Below are 18725 nucleotides of genomic sequence, written 5' to 3'. Positions count from 1 at the left end.
TTCCTGCTCGATCTCCCGTAAGGTCAAAGGCCGCTTGGGTTCTGGCTTCATCCGTGTTCCTTTGGTTCGTGGTTGCCCCTTTGCACCCAGGATCGGAACCGTTACCAACTCATTATGGGGGCAGTGTCAAGATGCGCCCCCATTCGCCCCCGACCATTTCGCACTGTTGATTCTTGGTCGTTATTGTGGAATTCTACCGCGCCGTAGTAACCAAAGTTTATGTTAGGCTTATTCAACAAGAAGAAGGTCAAGGCCCTTGTGGTCGTGGATGTACAGAACGACTTCACACCGGGCGGCGCTCTGGCCGTACCGAAAGGTGACGAGGTTGTGCCCGTCATCAACAAGCTGCTGACCGAGTATGATCTGGTCGTCGCCACGAAAGACTGGCATCCGAAAGGCCACATCAGCTTCGCCTCCCGCCATCCCGGCACCTCAGTGGGTGATCGTGTGGAACTGGAGTCCGGCACCCAACGCGTCTGGCCCGATCATTGCGTGCAAGGCACCGTTGGTGCGGAATTCGCCAAAGGTCTCACGACGAACAAATTTGCCAAGGTCTTTGAAAAAGGCGTCGATCCAGCTGTGGACAGCTACAGCGCGCTCTTCGATAACGACCAACGCCGCGCGACGGGTTTGGGTGATTGGCTGAAAGCGAACAAGGTGGAAGAAGTTTACATCGTGGGCCTCGCCACCGATTACACCGTGAAATATACCGCGCTGGATTGTGCGAAAGCCGGCTTCAAAACGTTCGTCATCAAGGAAGGTTGCCGCGCTGTGAACATGGCCGCTGGCGATGAAGAACGTTCCATCCGCGAGATGCAGACTGCGGGTGTGACGGTGAAGTAAGCGCGTTTCCTCACATTTCATTTCGCAAGGCTCCAAGGGTTTCCTTGGAGCTTTTGCTTTCAATAGCTTGCCGCCCAAAGCCAGCCCCTGTATCACATTCTCACCGCAAGAGGTAAAATACCGTATGGCCAAGATCACAGGCTTTCAAAAAAAACTTCGCAAGTCCGCCGGACAGCTCGTGGAAATTCGTCGTCACATCAAAGGCACGAAAAGCACTTGCGGCTTCTTGGTGGATTTCACACCTGAGATCATCCTCTTTCAAAGTCTGGATTGGGATACCTTTCGCCTGAACGGTTACTCAGCGGTCCTTGATGCGGACATCAAAGACTTTCGCGTTTTTGACCGGTCCACCTACTGGCAACACCGGGCAGTAAAACATTACCAACTCGAACCAACGCCTTTGCCAACCGTTTCCATTGCCTCGCTTTCCGCGTTGCTGTCCACGGTCGCCGCACGCTTTCCTCTGGTGACTATTCATCGCGAGCGGATTGACCCCAATGTTTGTTATATCGGGCAGTTGGCCAAATTGAGCCGCGCAACGTTCACTCTCGAAGATTTGAATTATCACACTGAGTGGACCGGCCCTAGGCGTATCAGATTCAATGACGTGACTCGTTTGGATTTCGGTGGAGGCTATGAATCAGCTTTGGCAGCAACTGCACCGAAACGAAAATAGCACTACTGTGCTTGGCTACCCCCTCTCGAAGTAGGCCATCGCCCCATGCCCCTGCTCTCTCCTACATGATAGATGTCATAATCGAGATTCAAGCTCTGCCGTCGTATGGCTGGCTCGTCTCTCGATTGTGAACATGAAATCAGTCGTATCTTTCATCGTCTCGCTCCTTGCAGTCTGCGTCCTGCACGCACAACCTGCCGGACCTTCACTCAACCTCCAACCCCAGAGCACTCACATAGACCTGAGCTGGCCGGGCAATTTGCCATTGCCCTCCGGTGCCACGGCATATCCGCTCTTCCAATTGCAGCACAGCACCAACCTGCTCGATTGGGTAAACGTCGGCCCGCCGCAAAAAGGAAATGCCGCGCTCACGCAACTCTCTGTCGGCATCGGTCAGGCGCAATCCTACTATCGATTGCAAGCCGCCTGGGGCAACACCGCCAATGCTCCCGTAGGCACCGGTGGCAGCGAAGTGTTCGGTTACAACGCCGCCTTCGCGCAGGAACTCGCCGCTCTCGGCCAGATCACGCCCGCCCAATTCGCCGCGCGTTACAGCCTCACGAATGTTTACCTCCCCGGCATCGATTGGAACATCACCACCGCGCAATACTGGAACCTCTTTGCCACCGACCCCGCCACGAACAACGTCGGCATGCAGCCCACAAACCACGGCTACCGCTTCTACGATTTCCGCCTCAACGCTACCGAACAAGCCGTCCTTCAGCAAAACGGTTTCGTCGTCAGCGAACGCCTCGCCACCACGAACTTCGCCCAAGCCTTTTACAGCTTGTGGAATGATGACCTGCCCGTCTTCGTCTCTGCCGATGCCATCCTCCACGCCTGGCATCGCTCCTACGACAACATGCTCGTGGAACTCGAACACCTCTGGCTCTCGAAAACGCTCGAAGAAATCCTCGACGCCATGGCCGCGCAAATCGCCGTCACGCAGCAAGAAGCTGGCAGCGGCCCTCTCTCAACCAGTGTATTGGATGCCGATTACTACCTGACCGTCGCGCGTTCCCTGCTCAAAGGCAACAAGGTTGCCTCCGCCCTCGGCCAAGCCGCCCGTGTGCAAGCAACGCTCGACGCCATCAGCTCCGAATCCTTCACCTGCTTCACCTTTTTCGATTATCCGAGGAACACCGATTTCTCCCAATTCAAACCTCGCGGCCACTACGAACAATCCGAACGCCTTCGCCGTTATTTCCGCGCGACGATGTGGCTCGGTCGCATTGATTTCCGCATCGCTGGCGGCGATCAAGATTGCGACGGCAATCCTCTCCCGCCCTCCACACGCCAGCTAGGCACCGCCATCACACTCGGCCGATTGCTCGTCCTCTCCGGCAAATACCCGGCATGGCAAAATTTCGAGAAGGTCACGGAGACCTTCGTCGGCTGGACAGACTCCATGACCTTCGCCCATCTCGCCGATCTCACCGCCTCCGCAGGCATCACGTCGCTTGCCGCCATCACGACCACACAACAACTCACCGACCTGCAAACGCAGATAGGCCAAGGCTCGCTCGGCGTGCAGAATATCCGTGGCGATGCCTTCGTCTCCCCAGTCGGCCCGCAGCAACTCCGCCTGCCCCGCTCCTTCACCATCTTCGGCCAGAAGTTTGTCCCCGATAGCTGGGCCCTCTCGAAGGTCACTTCGGATAGCATTCTCTGGGTGGAAAACGGTGTGACCAACAAGATCCAACGCCGCGTTCCCAGCGCCTTGGATGTCGCCTTCTCCACGCTGGCCAATGACCAGATCGTCCCCGAACTCCTCGCCCGCCTCACCAATTCCACCGCCAGTTCCAGCCCGGATCACATGATTTTCTGGCGCGATAACCGCCCCTATCAACACAACCTCGCCGCCGCGCGCAACGTCCTCGATAGCCAGACGCCCGAAGCGTGGGAGAGCAATATCTACCTGAGCTGGCTCTCTTCCCTGCGCGCCTTGTCCGCTCCCACCACGGACACTCACTATCCCCAAGCCGTCCGCACCCGCGAATGGGCGCTCCGCCTTCTCAATACCCAGCTTGCTTCCTGGACCGAACTCCGCCACGACACCATCCTCTACGCCAAGCAAAGCTACAGCGATGTGGGCCTGTGCAGTTACCCAGATGCCTATGTGGAGCCCAATGTGGAATTCTGGCTCCGCCTCGAGCAAATGATCTCGCGCACCGCCGCTCTCCTCCAAGCCTCGCCTTATGAAGGTACCGTCAGCGACATCGAGCATGGCAACGTGGACATGGCGAATGTGAAAGCGAAACACATCTCCTTCCTCACCAATTTCATCGACAAGGTTTCCCAACTCCGCGCGATCGCCGATCAACAAACGCGCCAAGAACCTCTCAGCGTCACGCAAACCAACTTCATGCATCAACTCATGCAGACCGGCGTGACGAATTACGGACCCGTGCGCCGTTACGATGGCTGGTATCCCAGCCTCTTCTACCGTCACATGCTCGGCAGCGCCAGTTACACGGACACTTTCCCCATCGATTTCGGCGCGCAAAAATACGACGCCCTCGTCGCCGATGTGCATACCGATCCACCCTCTCCGCAAGAAGGTGACCCCGGCAGCATCCTCCATCAAGGCGTCGGCAAGGTGAACATGCTCTTCATGGTCGTCGAACGCGGCTCCAAGAAATTCATGGTCGCCGGTCCCGTCCTCAGCCACTACGAATTCGAGACCCCCTTCCCCCAACGCCTCACCGACAACGAATGGAAAGAATCCCTCGCCAACGGCGAAGCCCCCGCCCGCCCCGAATGGACCGAAGGTTTTCTCATCCCTTCCCCGTAGGACAACTGGACGGCACAAAACCAGCCCATCTCTCTTGGCACACCTTTTGCCCATAAGGATGCTTTCAACTGAACTTGCATCGTTATGAAAAACAACCATTCACGCGTCCGTTACGCCGTCGTCGGCCTCGGCCACATCGCGCAAGAAGCCGTCTTGCCTGCCTTCGCCGCCGCCAAAGAAAACTCTGAAGTGACCGCACTTGTTTCCGATGATCCGGAAAAGCTTCGCAAACTCGGTCGCCACCTTGGTGTCACGAATGTCTGCGATTACGAAGGTTACGACAATCTCCTCGCCAGCGGCCAAATTGATGCCGTTTACATCGCGCTGCCCAATTCTCTGCATCGCGACTATGTCCTCCGCGCCGCCAAAGCTAAAATCCACGTCCTTTGCGAAAAACCGCTCGGCACTTCCGAAGCCGAATGTCGCAAGATGATCGATGCCTGCGCCAAGGCTAATGTCCGTCTGATGACCGCCTACCGCTTGCATTTTGAACGCGCCAATATGGAAGCCGTCGAGATTGTGCAATCCGGCAAACTCGGCGAGCCCCGCTTCTTCCAATCTCTCTTCAGCATGCAAACTGAGCCTGGCAATATCCGCCTGAAACGCGATCTCGGTGGCGGCCCGCTCTATGACATCGGTATCTATTGCATCAACGCCGCCCGTTATATCTTTCGCGCTGAACCCCTCGAAGTTTTCGCCTTCAGCGCCAGTAACGATGACAAGCGGTTCACCGAAGTGGACGAGATGAGCAGCGTGATGATGCGTTTCCCCGATGACTGCCTGGCTAGTTTTACATGCAGCTTCGGGGCGACAGATACTGACGTTTACACCGTGGTGGGAACAGAAGGAACCCTGAAAGTTTCCAAAGCGTACGAATACGCGGAGCCGATCTCCTTGGAAGTCACCACCCCAAAGCGCTCCATGCGCAAGACGTTTCCGAAGCGCGATCAGTTCGCTGCCGAACTCGTCTATTTTTCCGATTGCGTCTTAAATCATCGGGAGCCAGAACCGTCCGGCGAAGAAGGCTTACGCGACGTGCGCATCATCGAAGCCATACTGAGATCAGCCGACCGCAATAAACCCATCCGGCTTAAGACCTCGACGGCAAAAAAACGCCCCGACCGCCTCCAAGTCATTGAGCGTCGGAAAACAGGTAAAAAGAAACTGGTGAAGGCAAAGAGCCCGGCCCGTTGATTTCCCAAACGGAAAGAGAATTGGACGGTGAAAATCGCGGTTTGGCTATTTTATGCAAGCCTCCAACCCGCTCTTGCTTTCCTTTTCCTGAAAGCCCATGCTCACTCTGTTTTTTCGCCTGTGCGCGGCACACTCCGCCTTAGGCGTCACGTTTTAACATGAGTAATCCGTTGGAATCCGAGTTCAATCTCGAAAATCTCGAGCAGCAACTTTTGCCCGCGTGGGCCAAAGAGACCTCCTCTACGAACCGCTATGCCAATGTTCGTGGCGATGAAGAGTTCGGCGGCGGTCGTCGTCCCCGTCGTGATGGCCCCGGTGGCGGTGGCCGTGGACCGGGCGGTCCTCGCCGCGATGGCGGTGGTGGCTTCGGCGGACCTCGCAGTGACCGTGGTGGTGATCGCGGAGATCGCCGTGGCGGTCCTCGCCGGGATGATCGCGGTGGCCGTTTTGGCGATCGCCGTGAAGAGCCGCGTCGCGAACCCCTGCCTCCCCTGCCCTCGCTGAATGTCTCCATTCTGCCGGAAGACAAGGGCGTGGACGCACTCGCCCGCCAGATCAAACTGACTGGCCGCGCTTATCCGCTGTTCGACATCGGCTTCCTCATCATCAAGCGCCCGGAACGCTACGTCGTGCGCTTCGAGACGCAGAAAAACTCGGACGGCACACCCGTGCAGCCGCTCTTCATCTGCCGCCTGGATGACACCATCTGGCTCAATGAGCAAGATGCCGTGAGCCACGTCCTCACGAAACATTTCGATACGTTCTACCAGACCGAGAAGACCGCCACCGACAAGCCCAAGGGTGTCTACACCTTCGTGGCCCAGTGCGGCATGAGCGGCGAGATCCTCGGCCCGCCGAACTATCACGATTACCAGAACAAGCTGCGTCACCTGCATCAGGAACGCTTCGCCCGCATGCCGTTCGAGGCTTTCAAAGCCCGCGTCCGCATCGTGAAGGACGAGGAAGTCGTGAAGAAGTGGCTGGAAGACCAGAGCTGGAAGACCGAGTTCATCCCGCTCAACGTCCCCGAGCCCGTGAAGCTCGCGAATCGCGAAGCCGTGGAAAAACATTTCCGCGAGACGCATCTGGCGAACATCGTGCAACCGGTGGAGAGCCACACCATCATCGGCACCGCCACGCAGAACATTCCGATCGGCCCGCTTCGCGCGCTGTTCCGTCGTAACCTCGACGAACAACTGAAGTTCCCGCTCAAGCTCGTCACCGTGCTGAGCCAGCAGTTCGCCGGACTCGGCCTGCAGTTCTTCAAGGTGGACAAAACCGTCACCCACGTGGCCGTCGCCCGTCCGCACTATCTGGACCTCGCGGTCACGCCAGTGTCAGACAGCATCAAGGGCATCATCGAGTTCATCAACAAGACCGAGAAATGCACGCGCCGTAAGATCTACGACGCCTTGGCTCCCACGCCTGCCGCTCCCGCCGCACCTGCTCCTGAAGCAGCCGCTGCCGCCCCGGCTGAAGGTGAAGCCAAGCCCGCTGCCCCTGCCGCTCCTGCGCAAGCAGAGTTGACGCCGGAGCAAAAGCTCATCACGCAAGACCTGCACTGGCTCATCCATCAAGGTCACGTCATCGAATTCGCCAACGGCATCATCGAGACGGCCAAGAAACCCGGACCGAAGCCCGAGAAGCAGGCGGCACAACAGCAGGCCCAGCAACCCAAGGCCGCGAAAGAGAAACCTCTGAGCACCAAGGGCCGCAAGCATGACTACCTGCCGGTCTTCATGTCGGTAGCGCCGATCGTGATCTGAGTTATAGTAGCGCCCCATGAGCTCTACCGACCTTACTCAACGTCCCCCCCGCAGCGCCCGTGTGCGCCTCGGGGGCTTTGTCATCCTCCCGCGCCTGATCGATAAAGGCCGCGCCACCTTGGATGGCAAGCAAGGCGAGTATCATTACAACTGCCCCTTGGACCAACGCTTCTTCGAGTTCGCCGGCATCGACCACGAAGCCTTGAAAGCGGAACTGGCCAAGGGCAAAGGTGATGGTGATATCCTCGAATGGATCACCGCGAACAGCACTACCAAGCCCTCCACACCCGACATCATCGCGTGGTCGTCTTGGCAAGAACAACGCCCGCCCTCGGACGTGGACAGCCGCCAGTATTTCAATGACCTCCACGCCAAGGCCGCGCCGAAACGTGAGGATATCAACAGTTGGTTCGACCTGCTGGATGTCGACGACTTCGGCAGCTACGGCGGCAGGGTCTAAAAGCCTGTCATAAACTTTAAGCGTTTAATAAGGACAGACGCGAACACCCTCGCCCCTCGGAGGGGAGAGGGCCGGGGTGAGGGGTGCCGGGAATCTTATAAAACATCAACTTTTAGAGATAGGCACCCATTATCCTCAATCCTCCTTTAGTTTTGAACACAACCCGCGCTCTGGGCGTCAGTCCAGAGCGCAAATAGTGTACGCATGAGCAATCCACAAAAGTCTTCCCCGTTCCAGAACACCCTCGGCAGCATGATTTTCCTGAGCCGCTGGTTGCAGGCCCCACTTTACCTCGGCCTGATCATTGCCCAAGGCATCTACGTCTATCGTTTCATGCTGGAGCTGTGGCACCTGATGAGCGGTGTCCAAGAAATGAAAGAAAGCGAGGTCATGCTCCTCGTCCTAGGCTTGATCGACGTGGTGATGATCGCAAACCTCCTCATCATGGTGATCATCGGCGGTTACGAAACTTTCGTCTCCCGTCTGAATCTGGAAGGTCACCCGGACCAACCGGAATGGCTCTCCCACGTGAACGCCGGTGTGCTGAAAGTCAAGCTCGCCACCGCCCTCATCGGCATCTCCTCCGTGCATTTGCTGAAGACTTTCATCGACGTGGAAAAACACTCCCACAAGGTCATCTTCTGGCAGGTCGTCATCCACACCATCTTTATCATCTCCGCCCTGATCTTGGCATGGATCGAGAAGATCACCTCTTCAACGGCCAAGCATGGTGAGGAGCACTGAAATCAGTTCATTCGCTCTATCGTAATTTTTTCGCGGTCACCTTTTCCCGATGCTCCCAAATCGGCGCAAAGGTGATGGCATCTACCCCAGTGATGATCACCTCTCTCCGTTCCGAAGCCTTAGCCATTGTCTGAGCAGACCAATCACCTCGGACACAAACCATCCGATCACCACTTTCAGTCATGTGAAAACTGGCTCCTGGCTTGGTTTGCCACCGTTTCATTTCAAGCGATGGAATTTCCACCGTCACCAGTGAGTCTTTCACATCAAGCAACACAGTCCCACGGGAATTAACACCGAGTGATGATGTCCAAAAATCCTTGAAAGCTTCGGTGGTCCGCTCTGCCCGCAAGTTTCCTTCAAAGTTATACAACTCGATCCAGAATTTTTCAGTCGTAGTTTTAGCATCGGGGAAACCTGACGAGTGATATTCAGAATATCTCAAGAAACCATCCTTCAGAACAATCCATCCCTGCTGACACGGATCACGATGGCCAAGTTTAAGATCAACCGTGGTCTGGCTTTTGACATTAAAGGCGGCCACAGGGCCAGTAGTCGTGTGAGTTCTCGAAACAAGCACCCAATCATTCACATCATTACGTTTTCCCTGTCGAGAAAAAGGGTTCATCGACTTGTGCATCTCCGCCAGTTTAGGCATTGGCACCTTTACGCCATCCTTGAACTGAAACGCAGCCTCCTGATTACCCACCACCAGATTTTTGCCGTGAGCTAAAATCTCCCCCGGTCCTCCATCTACGATTTTCCCTACTCTCCGATCGATCACCAACCAGTCTTGAAAACAAACATCCCAAACACAGCCAGAGCCATTCAACCCCTTGCGATCAATCACGATAAGGGGACCATTTATCTGAATCTCGGAATAATTGAATCTATTCGGCACCAAAGAATAGCCGAAGTTAAGCACTGATATCGGCTCAACCAAACTATCGCCCTTCCTGCTACTCGGCTTAGGCGGCAAAGCTTTAACCTGTTGTGGAACAGCAGAAAGATTGGTCCTCCATAAAACTTGGCTTGATGATAGACGGGCTGCGGTCAAAAAATCACCACTAATGAAGTAAAAGACATCTTGTCCGCCGACCACCACATTGTGCGGTCTGTCCTCCATCTTAACCCGCCACTGTTCCTTCCCGTTCTGTGCGTCTAAAGAAATCAACTCATAAGAACTCACTCCCGAATAAGAAAGACTCCAAAGAATTTGCCGCTCCCCAGCCAGCAACAAGTCGGCATTAACATATCCCTCCAACTGCACAATCATCGCCTGTCCATTCAAAGGACTGAGCGTGAACAGCAGTAGAAAAACCAACATGTGTTTGGCGGCGCTGAACATACCTTCCTACATCACCGCCAAACCTAATCTTTTCTTTCCAACGCGCAACATCAGAACCTACGCGTCAAATCGAAAAACTTTTCTGTATTCCGCGGTTCACCTCACCCCGCGAACAAATCCTCATGCCCCAGCTTCTTCCCTTGGGCATCGAGGATAGTCACTCCCAAATCCTTCGCTAGCTTCTGGAAGAAATTGGGAAATGTCTTCTTCACGCACGAAGGATTCCGTAGTTTGATTCCCGGCACACGCAACCCCACCACCGCAAAGCACATGGCCATGCGATGATCATTGTAAGTCTCGATCTCCGCCCCGTGAAGCTGTGAAGGATAGACCGTCAGCGTATCACCCTCTTCGATCACCTTCGCGCCACACTTCGTCAACTCCGTGCGCAAGGCCACCACGCGTTCACACTCCTGCACCCGCAAGCGACCCAACTCCGTGAACTTCACCGGTGCCGATAAAAACGGTGCCAGCACGATCGCCGTCATGATGCTATCGCCCAAATCCGACTCACGAGAAATTTCCGCTGGCAACGGCAGATAATTCGGGAACTCGCCATCGATCTGCCACTTCGATTTCGGCCAGTGCGAGACCACCGAGTTGGCCGCCCAAAAATAACTCCCGCTCGATGCATCCGGCTCGATGTAAAAATTGCCGCCACTCTTCGGAAACGCTTTCACCAGCTCCCGTGTCATCTCCACATAAGGCAACTCATCCGTATTCGCCCCCTGGATACCCACCTGCCATTGCCCGATCGTCCCGCTCAAGATCAACGCCGAGGCGAACTGCGAACTCTCATCCACGCTCACCTGACACTTGCCCGCCTTCGCACCCACCCCATGAATGACCGCTGGCAACTTGTTGTTCGCCGAATCGATCTGATAGCCAAGCTGGCGTAGCGCCTGAAACAAAGAAGCCTGCGGGCGCTCGTGCATGCGCGGCACACCGCTCAGGCGATACACGCCTTTGCCCAAACAAACCATCGCCGCCAAAAACCGCGCCGCCGTTCCGGCATTTCCCACAAACAATTCCAAAGGCTTCTCAACCGTCCCGGCCTTCGGAATCACCCCGCCCCGCCCTTCCACCGTGATCGTGCGATTGCAAAACTCATTCAGGTCAGCCTCCACATTCACCTTGAAACCCAGTGTGTGCAAACACTCCACCATCACCTGCGTGTCCTCGCTCCACAACGCGCCCTCCAACGTCACCGTCCCATTCGCCAGCGCCGCCAATACCAATGCGCGATTGGTAATGCTCTTAGACCCCGGCACCGTCACTTCGGCTTTAACCGGTTTATCCAAAGGAACGATTTCAATCAGATCTGGAAGACTCACAAATACACTTTCAAAAGAAGATTACTCGGGCGAAGGAGAAGCCATCTGCGCACACCATTCATCGCGACGTTGTTTCGCTTTCACGAAAAACTCCTCGATCGCATTCACATCACCGTTATTCAGCGCGAGCTGAAACTCTTGCAGGTCCTCAATGAACACGCCAAGCACTTGGGAGAGATGCTTGCTGTTCGCCACTGAGATGTCCCGCCACATCTCCGGCGAACCAGAAGCTATGCGCGTCATGTCACGAAAACCCGTCGCGCAAAGCTGCGCCTGATGCTTCGGCAACGCCGGGCTCAGCACGTAACTCGCCAACTCCGCCGCGATGACGTGCGGTAAGTGACTGGAACGGCTCACCAACTCATCATGCAAATCCGGTTTGAGACGCAGCGGCTTGCCGCCGAGCGCCTTCCAAAATTCTTCCAGCTTCTTCACCTCAGCCACTGGAGACTTTGGTGTAGGCGAAACCACACACACCGCGTTCTGAAATAGATCTGCCCGCGCCGCACTCACCCCCATCTTCTCCGCCCCCGCCATTGGATGACTGCCGATGAAGCAACCCCCGCCATTCGCGATGAGTGTAGTCAACTCCTGCGCCGGTTGCCCCTTCACACTGCCCACATCCGTCACCACCGCACCGCGCTTCAGCGACGGCAGCATCTGCTTGGTGAGCTCTAGCATCTGCCCGATGGGCGTGCACAGGATGACCAGATCGGCGTCCTTAACCGTCTGGGCGAGATCAAGCGTAGCAGAATCCACTGCCCCCACCTTCATGCACTCATCAATGGACGCCTGCCGTCGAACGTATCCGACCACCTGCGCCGCAAGACGACGCTGCCGGACGGCCAACCCAACGGAGCCGCCCAGCAAACCAACGCCCACCAGGGCTATTTTCTGCCAGTGCACGCCGCGAAGATAAAGGAATGAGCCACAGTGGAAAGCGCATTTCTCACTCGTAGCTGTCCCGCATGCGGGATAACGAGGCGGAACTAACCAAAAAGAATTACTTATCGCTCACCATCTCCCTCACCCGCTCCAGAATCACTTCCGGCATGTGTGGCTCGTTCCCGATGCTCGCAGAATACCACACTCGTTTGCCGTTCTTCTCGGTCGGATTCGGCCACGTCGGCTGACCAGAGGCCAATCGCGCCCGCACCACATCCTCCGGCTCACCCAGCATCATCGGGATATCCTCATACGAGTGCAGCCCATCACTGATGAAGAATGGCACCATCACGATATCCCGCGTCTGTGCCAGCTTATAGCAATCTGCGATACGCGGCTCCTCTTCCATGAAGATGGAATGCACATCCGCATACAGGTTCATCGCCTTGATCAACGCCACCTGATGCTCGATCGCCTTGCGCGAGTTCTCATTATTCCCCGTGCCATGGCCTGCGATGAAAAGCGTGATCTGTTTCGGTTCTGGCAAATCCACCACCGGATTCTTCTGCACCACCTCACGTGCCCGCGCGAGCAACACCGCCGTCATGCTGTCATGCGTACCGACTGGCCCGCAGTAATGCAACGTCTGCTCACCACGCTTCTGAACCCGGTTGAAATTCGTCTCTCCATTCTGGCAAAAGCCCAACTCACGCGGAATCACCTGCTCCGTGAAATAGCCCTCACTGATGAAGAGCGGCACGATGAACACACGCGGCAGATAAGCCCCGCGCAATACCGCACAAATCGCTGGCTCTTCTTTCCAGAAACACACGAGCACTTGTCCAAAGATACCGCGCCGACGCAACTCATCCGCATGCTGATGCGTCGGGGCAGCAGATTCGGCATTTAGTGTCGAACCATGTCCCACCAGCACCAATGTGGCATCTGAAAAATCTTCCGGCATCGCGCCACGGGTAACCGAGGACGCCCGATTGTGCAATTCCCTTTTGGAGTGCGGAGGCTTGACTCCGCTTTCCGCCGACGCGGCTTGACGCGTCGAATCGAGACGTCAAGCCGCCTCGGTGTGAAAGCTGCGCCAAGTCGCAGCACTCCAAAAAGAAAAAGCCCGCATCCGTTTCCAGATGCGGGCTCTTTGAACTTTAAACCTTAAACTTTGAACTCAGCAGCGAATCACTTCGCCTGCTTCACCTTCACCCACTTCTTCGACTTGGCGGAAGCAAGCACGGCGTCCACGACATAGTCTGCCGCGAGACCATCCTTGAAGTCCGGCTTGCAGCCCTTGCCGCTTTCCAGACCTTTGACGAACTCCACCATCGCATGGATGAAGCTGTGTTCGTAGCCGAGTTGCAGACCCGGCACCCACCAGTTGCCGCAGTACGGATGATCACCATCGGAGACGTGAACGGACTTCCAGCCGCGTTCCTGGCTCTCGTCCGTGTAATCAAAAATCTGCAGGCGGTGCAAATCATGCAAGTCCCACTTCAGGGACATGTTCTCGCCATTGATCTCGAAGGTGTAGAGTGCCTTGTGACCGCGTGCGTAACGGGTGGACTCGAACAAACCGAGTGAACCGTTGTTGAAATGGCAATGGAACAGGCAAGCGTCATCGATGCTTACCTTCTCGACTTTGCCCGTGAGGTTGTGCTTGCGCTCTTTCACGAACGTCTCGGTCAAGGCGCTCACGTCTTTGATACCGCCATTGAGCCAGAGCGCCGTGTCGATGCAGTGCGCGAGCAAGTCACCCGTCACGCCGGAACCGGCGACCTTGGCATCCAAGCGCCAGAGACCCGTGCCGCCTTGTGGTAGATCCGCATTGATCGTCCAGTCCTGAAGGAAGTTCGCGCGGTAATGGAAAATGCGACCGAGCTTGCCGGAATCGATGATGTTTTTCGCGAGCACGACCGCCGGGCAGCGGCGGTAGTTATACCACACCATGTTCGCGACGCCCGCCTTCTCGATGGCCTTGAGCATCTTCTCCGCTTCCTTGGAGTTCAGGCCCAGCGGCTTCTCGCACAGGATCATCTTGCCCGCCTTGGCAGCGGCGATGGCCTGTTCGGCGTGCATGTTGTTCGGCGTGGCGATGTCGATCACGTCGATATCATCGCGCTCGATCATCTTCTTCCAATCCGTCTCAATGCTCTTATAGCCCCACTTGTCGGCAAACTCCTGCACCTTCGCCGCATCGCGACCGCACACCGCCTGCGGCACGAGCTCGTAGCTGGAGGGGAAGAAATGATTCACCTGATGGAACGCATTGCTGTGGGCGCGCCCCATGAAGCTGTAACCGATCAAACCGATACGAAGTTGTTTCTTAGCCATAATTTAATGATAGCCGCAAAAAAGCGCAAAAGGCGCAAAAACAGGGCTAAAAGTTTTGTAGTTCAGGATTTGAGAGTGCGTACTTCTTGATGGCGAATTTTGGCGCCCCAAAATTCACCAATAAACCATGTTCCAAACGGGCCGAACGCAGATAACCAAGCACTTGAGCAGTATGCTCGTCTACAAACGCCCGGACCGCTTTGATTTCAACAACAAGTATTCTTTCCACAAGCAAATCAGCGTAAAAATCACCTAACAAGGTCCCATCCTCATCAAACACCGGCAAAGGATGCTGTTGTTCAACTTGCAAACCTTGTCTGCGCAAACGATTGACCAATGCATTTTCGTAGATCTTTTCAACATGTCCGTGACGGTGATAACTATGAACTGCATAGCCCGTCTGACGTACCATATCGCAAAGCTCAAATACACGGTCTTTCATTTTTTGCGCCTTTTGCGCCTTTTTGCGGCTATTCCCGCCTCATCAAGCTTTCCAGCCGTGGTTGTTCCTCACTTCAATCATCGCCGCGAGGATGTCATTCCAGGTCTGCTGCTTGTTCAGCACTTCGTTCGGGAACATGCAACCGTCCCAGCAGATGTGCTTCATCTTCTTGGTGACCTTGCCGGCCTTGTCGCGCAGCCAATATCCGGAATCACGCGTAATGTTCAGCTTGCCCTTGGGATCCGTGGCGAGGCAGTGGCGACCCGTCTTCTCGTGATCACCGGAGCCGAACACGGAACCGTCGTTCTGCGCCACATGGAAATCGATCGTCCACGGACGGAGCGCATCCGTCAACTTCGTCATCGCTTTGTGAAATTCAGCAGGCTCGTAATTGTACTTCTTCGGCACGATACGATGCGCCTCAGCATTGTAACCGAGCGTGTAGAGATGCGTGTGGGACATGTCCGCCTGGAAGCCGACCACCTTCGGCATATCCACCATCTCCAGCAAATTCACCATGTGCTTCCACGAATGCATACCGCCCCAACAGATTTCGCCTTCGGCGGCGAGGCGTTCGCCTTCGCCCTTCGCGATCTTGCCCGCTTCACGGAACGTCTGCGCGATGAGCTTCGTCGTGCCTTTCGGATCTTTATCCCAAGCCGTCACGCCCGTGGCGCTGTCGATACGCACCACGCCGTAAGGACGCACACCGAGGTCGCGAAGCTTGCTGGCGATGCGTACAGCCTTCTTCACGTGCGTCACGAAATTCGCACGCGCTTTCTCATCACCACCAGCAGAGGCATCGAACCAAACCGGCGCCACCACGGAACCGACCACGAGGCCCTTGGACTTGATTTTGTCTGCGAGCTTCTTGATGCCACTGTCGTCGATGTCGATGTCCGTATGCGGGTTGTAGAGGAAGAGGTCCACGCCATCGAACTTGATACCGCCCACATCGGCCTTGGCCGTAAAGTCCAGCATCGTATCCAGATCGATGAACGGTTCCGCGCCGGGACTGCCCTTGCCGACGAGGCCGGGCCACATGGCGTTGTGAAGCTTGGGAAAATTATTCGCGATGACTGCTGCTGTGCTCATATCGTTGAAATGACGTGATTGCCTAAAACCTTAGTGGTACGAGCCGCAAAAATAGTAAGGCTCCGCTGCCAATGGAAGCCTTTCTTTGCCAAAAGGTCCAAAAAGCCCCAAAATGACCACTATCTCATCGCCTCCCCCTCCAAACTCCTCCCATCCGTATCCAATATCTGAAAATGATGTATCCCATGCTTCTTCTCATTCTCATGTGTCCAAACGATCTTCTTATCGCGATCCACCTCGATGAGTTTCACTCCCGGACCGCTGTTCCCATAGCTCGTGATGACCGTATTTCCATTCGGCAGGCGCTGCGCTCCGCACGCGTCTTTGATGAGCGGCTTGGGCAGGTCCGTATTGCTCAATTGCCACACAGTTTTGCCTTTTAAATCCACCTCAATGCTCGTGTGGCCATAGGTGCAGTTGATCAGCGTATTCCCGTTTGCCAACCGGATCGCCGTGAAGGGCCAGTTCGGCGTCTGCACCTCCCACACGATCTTGCCGGTTTTGTCATACTCCCGCACGACTTTGTCGTGCAGTTGCGGGATAAGATAATTGCCATTCGGCAACTTGCGCGCCATCCGGCTCTGCATGTGAAAATTGGTCAACTGGCACTGGATCGGAAACTCCACTAGAATCTTCCCTTCGCGATTCACCTCCAGCAAACGCGGCTTAGACCCCGCCTCCGTCAGCATGATGTTTCCGCCGTCCACCATCTGTGCCGTGTTCACCTCCGCTTGAGTTCCCTTGAACTCGAACACCTTCGTCCCATCCCGCTTCACTTCCACGACTGCGCCGCCTGGGTAATCCTTGGACTTCGATAGCGCCAGCAGCACATTTCCGCCCGGCAATACCCAACCGTCCCGCGTATTCGCCGGATAAGTCCATGTCACCTTCCCCTCACCTGACAGGATGTAAGTCTCCGCCCCCAACGCGAGAAACGAATGCGTTACCGCATTAACATTAAAAGACACCAGACCACAAGCAAGCGCCAGCAAGGCAAAGAAACGAGGCTTCATTCCTTCTATGTGCCAGAACGCCTCCTCAATGTCAGCCTCACAAAACAAAACCGGCCGAATACACGGCCGGTTTTATTATTTCAAATTTTGCTGACCGTGCTCTTTCTTGGTCATTCGAGCTTCGTCATGGGTCATTTACCTAGTGTTTCATATCCTCTTCCTTCGGCTCCGGCAGCCACTTCGTCAGGATTGCTCCCATGAGTGCATAGCCACCCGCCACCAAGGCACCCACGATCGCCATCTTCGTCGGACCAGACATGGCCGGTGCGGCTGCATTGGCAGCTGCCGCTGCGGCATCCGCCGCTGGTTTGGCCGCTGAAAGACTTAGCGTGAACCAAGCCGCCGCCGTGCCGATCACACGACCACCGATGTTCGCCGCAAAACTTTCACCCGTGCCACGCAGATGCACCGGGAACACCAACGGGATGTAATTACCCCAGAAACTGAACTGCGCCACCGTCAACAGACCCGCGATAAAGATGCCGATCTTGATATAGATCAACGAACCTTCCGTATTCAGATTACCCGCCACCCACCAGAACAGGAGCGGCACAAAGATCAATGCCGGGATCTGGAAGACACGGAACAGATTGCGTTTGCTGGCGATCTTAAGCACCAGAATCGCGAGGAGGAACCGCCCCACCAATCCGCCGATCTCCTGCCAGAGTGTCACACCCGCCACCATCTTGTCCGTGGCATTGCCCGCCGCCTGCTTGAGCTTTGGTTCCGGCACAGGCTTGCCCGCCGCCTTGCCCTCTTCTGCCGCCGCTTCACGGGCAGCCTTGGCCACCGCCATCACTTCCACATGGCCCTTGCCCGGAGCACCGAGGATCTGCGGCAACTGCTGGATGGCACCGAAAGCGATGCCATAGCTGGCAGCGAAAACCAATGTTGTAACAATCGTCGTCTGGCGCAGTTGCGGACTGAACAGTTCGGCAATGCTCGGACGTTTGAGCGTTCCTTGCGCCTTCTTCGCTGCCCAAGCTGGCGATTCCGGCAGGAATGGACGGATCAGGATGAGCGGCAATGCCGGGATGACACCTGAGATCAAAGTATAACGCCAAGCCTCATGCACACCATGGATTGCAGGAAGATCCACCGCGATCTTGGCCGAAAGGATATTAGCTCCTGCCACCAGCAAACCGCCCGCAGAAGAAAATGCCTGCGTGTAACCCAGCACCTTCTCGCGCTGGACGGGATTCGGGAACAACTCCGCCAGCCACGCCACCGCCGCCACGAATTCCACACACACACCGATGAAGACGAGACACCGGCAGATGAGCAATTGCTCCAGCGTCGTCGCAAAACCCGCCGCAAACGCCGAGAACGCATAAAGCAAGATGCTGAACGTCAGCACCCGACGACGTCCGAACACATCGGTAAGGTAACCGCCGAGAAGACCGAATACGCCACCCGCGATGGCTGGCACAAAGAACAGCGTGCGCGCCCACTTCACATACATCTCGCCGCCCGGCACCCACAGCGCCATCGCTTCCGGCCGCGCCATGCCGTTTGCCACCAACTGCTCCACAATCGGCGCGCTCAAGGCCGCCATCGCGGGCTTGATGATGAGCGGCAGCATCAGGAGTTCATAGATATCGAATGCAAAACCGATGGCAGCAATGACGCACACCAGCCACTGGGTCGTGGTCAATTTCAATCCGGGTTCCGAGGAGCTCATGAGCGTGTATCAAAACGAAGCCGCCTTTGCCACGCAAGCGAAAATAATACGAACACGTATCATTTTCCCTTCAATCATCTTCGCTCTCGGTCGTCGGCCTCGGATCGACC

Annotated in this window: 16 protein-coding genes; 7 read left to right on the top strand and 9 right to left on the bottom strand. The window is 56.0% G+C overall.

What is annotated here, in order from left to right; all coding sequences use genetic code 11:
• Positions 1–219 precede the first annotated feature (219 nt).
• The 7 genes from pncA to VGH19_02005 all read left to right on the top strand — a co-directional run bounded on the left by pncA (position 220) and on the right by VGH19_02005 (position 8477).
• Positions 220–843, top strand: coding sequence for a bifunctional nicotinamidase/pyrazinamidase (pncA, locus tag VGH19_02035; GenBank protein ID HEY1170124.1), 624 nt, complete (start codon positions 220–222; stop codon positions 841–843).
• 124 nt (positions 844–967) lie between these two features.
• Entirely contained in the window at positions 968–1519 is a 552-nt protein-coding gene (locus tag VGH19_02030; GenBank protein HEY1170123.1) for a hypothetical protein, read from the top strand.
• A gap of 133 nt (positions 1520–1652) precedes the next feature.
• Positions 1653–4313: a DUF3160 domain-containing protein gene (locus VGH19_02025; GenBank protein HEY1170122.1), complete on the top strand. Its 2661-nt coding sequence runs from the start codon at positions 1653–1655 to the stop codon at positions 4311–4313.
• A gap of 84 nt (positions 4314–4397) precedes the next feature.
• Complete coding sequence (locus VGH19_02020) at positions 4398–5507, top strand: Gfo/Idh/MocA family oxidoreductase (protein HEY1170121.1); 1110 nt, start codon at positions 4398–4400, stop codon at positions 5505–5507.
• A 158-nt stretch (positions 5508–5665) separates the two neighbouring features.
• Positions 5666–7273 carry a hypothetical protein gene (locus VGH19_02015; GenBank protein HEY1170120.1) on the top strand — a complete coding sequence of 536 codons (1608 nt, stop codon included), beginning with the start codon at positions 5666–5668 and terminating at the stop codon, positions 7271–7273.
• A gap of 16 nt (positions 7274–7289) precedes the next feature.
• Entirely contained in the window at positions 7290–7733 is a 444-nt protein-coding gene (locus VGH19_02010) for a DUF5069 domain-containing protein (protein HEY1170119.1), read from the top strand.
• Between the two features lie 204 nt (positions 7734–7937).
• Positions 7938–8477, top strand: coding sequence for a TIGR00645 family protein (locus VGH19_02005; GenBank protein ID HEY1170118.1), 540 nt, complete (start codon positions 7938–7940; stop codon positions 8475–8477).
• Between the two features lie 16 nt (positions 8478–8493).
• On the opposite strand, the gene VGH19_02000 is transcribed toward VGH19_02005, so the two are convergent.
• The 9 genes from VGH19_02000 to VGH19_01960 all read right to left on the bottom strand — a co-directional run bounded on the left by VGH19_02000 (position 8494) and on the right by VGH19_01960 (position 18615).
• Positions 8494–9825 carry a hypothetical protein gene (locus VGH19_02000; GenBank protein HEY1170117.1) on the bottom strand — a complete coding sequence of 444 codons (1332 nt, stop codon included), beginning with the start codon at positions 9823–9825 and terminating at the stop codon, positions 8494–8496.
• Between the two features lie 101 nt (positions 9826–9926).
• Positions 9927–11159 carry a 3-phosphoshikimate 1-carboxyvinyltransferase gene (locus VGH19_01995; protein ID HEY1170116.1) on the bottom strand — a complete coding sequence of 411 codons (1233 nt, stop codon included), beginning with the start codon at positions 11157–11159 and terminating at the stop codon, positions 9927–9929.
• 21 nt (positions 11160–11180) lie between these two features.
• A complete protein-coding gene (locus tag VGH19_01990) occupies positions 11181–12065 on the bottom strand; it encodes a prephenate dehydrogenase/arogenate dehydrogenase family protein (GenBank protein HEY1170115.1) in 885 nt (294 codons plus the stop codon).
• 97 nt (positions 12066–12162) lie between these two features.
• Positions 12163–13008, bottom strand: coding sequence for a CbiX/SirB N-terminal domain-containing protein (locus VGH19_01985; GenBank protein ID HEY1170114.1), 846 nt, complete (start codon positions 13006–13008; stop codon positions 12163–12165).
• Positions 13009–13235: 227 nt separating this feature from the next.
• Entirely contained in the window at positions 13236–14384 is a 1149-nt protein-coding gene (locus VGH19_01980; GenBank protein ID HEY1170113.1) for a Gfo/Idh/MocA family oxidoreductase, read from the bottom strand.
• Between the two features lie 46 nt (positions 14385–14430).
• Entirely contained in the window at positions 14431–14826 is a 396-nt protein-coding gene (locus VGH19_01975; protein HEY1170112.1) for a GxxExxY protein, read from the bottom strand.
• A 42-nt stretch (positions 14827–14868) separates the two neighbouring features.
• On the bottom strand, positions 14869–15921 hold the full coding sequence (locus VGH19_01970) for a TIM barrel protein (protein ID HEY1170111.1): 1053 nt from the start codon (positions 15919–15921) through the stop codon (positions 14869–14871).
• 119 nt (positions 15922–16040) lie between these two features.
• A complete protein-coding gene (locus VGH19_01965; protein HEY1170110.1) occupies positions 16041–16934 on the bottom strand; it encodes a hypothetical protein in 894 nt (297 codons plus the stop codon).
• A gap of 139 nt (positions 16935–17073) precedes the next feature.
• Positions 17074–18615 carry an MFS transporter gene (locus VGH19_01960; protein ID HEY1170109.1) on the bottom strand — a complete coding sequence of 514 codons (1542 nt, stop codon included), beginning with the start codon at positions 18613–18615 and terminating at the stop codon, positions 17074–17076.
• Positions 18616–18725: the final 110 nt, after the last annotated feature.

The sequence above is a fragment of the Verrucomicrobiia bacterium genome (assembly GCA_036405135.1).
GTDB lineage: Bacteria > Verrucomicrobiota > Verrucomicrobiia > Limisphaerales > JAEYXS01 > JAEYXS01.
The sequence above is the reverse complement of the archived record's forward strand: the minus strand, read 5'-3'. Positions and strand labels throughout refer to the sequence as shown.